Source organism: Mycobacterium sp. E796, assembly GCF_001672815.1.
Lineage (GTDB): Bacteria > Actinomycetota > Actinomycetes > Mycobacteriales > Mycobacteriaceae > Mycobacterium.
Window position 1 is genome coordinate 1 of the sequence record NZ_LZKK01000015.1, and the last position, 1,889, is coordinate 1,889.

Consider the following 1,889-nt stretch of genomic DNA (forward strand, 5'->3'; position numbering starts at 1 on the left):
GCCAACATGGCGTCGTTGCTAAAGCCCTTGGGAGGGGTTGTGAACTTGATTGGCAGCGCCGTCGGGGCTGTCCGATACGAGTTAGGCAACATTGTTAGCGCAGCTTTCGACCAATTACTCAAGATATTGGGCGCAGCCTTTTACCAGTTTTGGATATTTATTCAAGGCTACCCGGCGTTATGGAGCATTTTCGTTACGGTCGGCACTTTTGTAATCATAGGCGCTTGGGTAGCACTAGTTTTACTTTTTATTGCAACAGGTACTCCCATTCCGATGTTCTTCCCGATCTAACAGACGCGCTCTGCGTTGCGGCCTGCCTCTTGGCCCTGGCCGGACATCGCCATCACCACCAGCGTCCACGTCCGGGACAACCGCGACGGCACCTTCAAAGCCGAGACACGCCTCGTCGTCGGCTAGACGCTGCCCGACCACGAACGTGAAAGGTTCGGCGAAGGAACGATGGAGAATCCAACCCTCGCGACCAACTCGTTGGGCGTCGATCCGACTGCGCGAACCTCACCGACCGCGCTGAGGGGGGCGTCATCTCAATACCCACGCCCGGCATTAAGCAAAACAAGCCACCATGGCCCGTATAAAGCAACACTTAAAAGAAACAGTAGCAAAAAGGGTACAATCGCTAGCAACATTAATAAAGATGTAATCATCGTTATCAATGTCTCTATTCCGGCTTGAATATTTGTTATCACATTCGCTATTAAATCGCTCATCGTGGACTGGGCGGTTGTGGCAGCAGCGGCAATCGGGGCCCCAATTGCTGTCAAGGGCTTGATCAGCGACGTGACGTTGGCGGCCTCCGCGCCGGCATACGCGCCGGCACTGGTGGTCAGGTGCTGCACAAATTGCTCCTGAAACGCCGCCGCCTTCCCGGCCAGCGCGTGATAGTCCTGGGCGTAACCGGAGAACAGATGCGCGATCCCCGCCGACACCTCATCAGCGGCCGCAGGTGGCACAAAGACGGTCGGGGCCGCGGCCACCATGTGCGCGGCGTTGACCGTCGAACCAATACTCGCCAAGTCGGTTGCCGCCGCCTCTATCAGCTCCGGTGTCGCGATCACCGCAGACATCTTGATCCTCCCGCCCGGTCTCTTCATCGACTCATCGGTAGGACAGGATCTTCACCGCGAGCCGGCAAATCCAAATAGGGACTTTCGCCCTCTGTGGTCGGGCCTAAAATCATGCACGCGTCGCCCGGCGCTGGCGACGTCAGGCAGGGGCGTCGGGGCCGCCCCAGCGTGCGGCGTAACGGCCGGATGCACGGCTAGAGGTTGAATCCCCTTAACGCGGCGACCCGCGCCACAAAGGCGTGGGCCGAGGCCGCAGAGTCACGGTCAGGTGCGGCGGCGTCTGTGTCGGCGGGTCAGCAGGGGCGCGAGGCGCGCCTCTGGGCGGCCCCGAGGGCTCCCGTAGACCTCGATTCGGATTTCCTGCGTCCCGATGAACAGGAGTCGGTGAGACACCCGGCTGCTGAGAAGGGCCAAAGATTGGATGTTAGGAGGCCGTTGTTTGGCCCAGCGGGTTCACCAAGGCGGATAGTGCGCGGAGAATTTGTACTGTCAGATTCGCCGGCCAGAAGAACGCAGTGGTGAACGACTGGACTAATTGAGTGCCGGCTGAAACGAGCTGGCCTACAACGGGAAACGCCGTGAGTAATGGGTTTATCGCGTCGGTCAAAACGTTCAATAGTAAGCCGTAGAACGGGAACGATTGGATGATGTTTGCCGCAGCGGACGCGAAGTACAGTACGACGAGATCTGCCATGAGCCAAGAAAGAAAACCAATGACGAAGCCGGCCACGGCGGCGGCACCTAGAACAAAGACAGTATTCGTCACTACATTTGTTATCAAATCATTTAATGTCGACTGGGCGG

The 1,889-nt window shown here is 58.1% G+C and carries 3 protein-coding genes; 1 reads left to right on the top strand and 2 read right to left on the bottom strand.

Translation table 11 applies throughout. The annotated features are described in order from the left end of the window. On the top strand, positions 1-291 hold a 291-nt coding region (locus tag A5706_RS00875; RefSeq protein ID WP_231984910.1), incomplete at its 5' end, for a hypothetical protein. Between the two features lie 254 nt (positions 292-545). Here A5706_RS00875 and A5706_RS00880 read toward each other — a convergent pair. After that, positions 546-1,085 carry a PE family protein gene (locus A5706_RS00880; RefSeq protein ID WP_068126133.1) on the bottom strand — a complete coding sequence of 180 codons (540 nt, stop codon included), beginning with the start codon at positions 1,083-1,085 and terminating at the stop codon, positions 546-548. A 424-nt stretch (positions 1,086-1,509) separates the two neighbouring features. Further along, positions 1,510-1,889: hypothetical protein (locus A5706_RS00885; protein ID WP_231984927.1), on the bottom strand; the 380-nt coding region annotated here is incomplete at its 5' end.

Coding starts and splice junctions, on each gene's coding strand:
- A5706_RS00880 (WP_068126133.1), bottom strand. CDS start 1,085: ATGTCTGCGGTGATCGCGACACCGGAGCTGATAGAGGCGGCGGCAACC.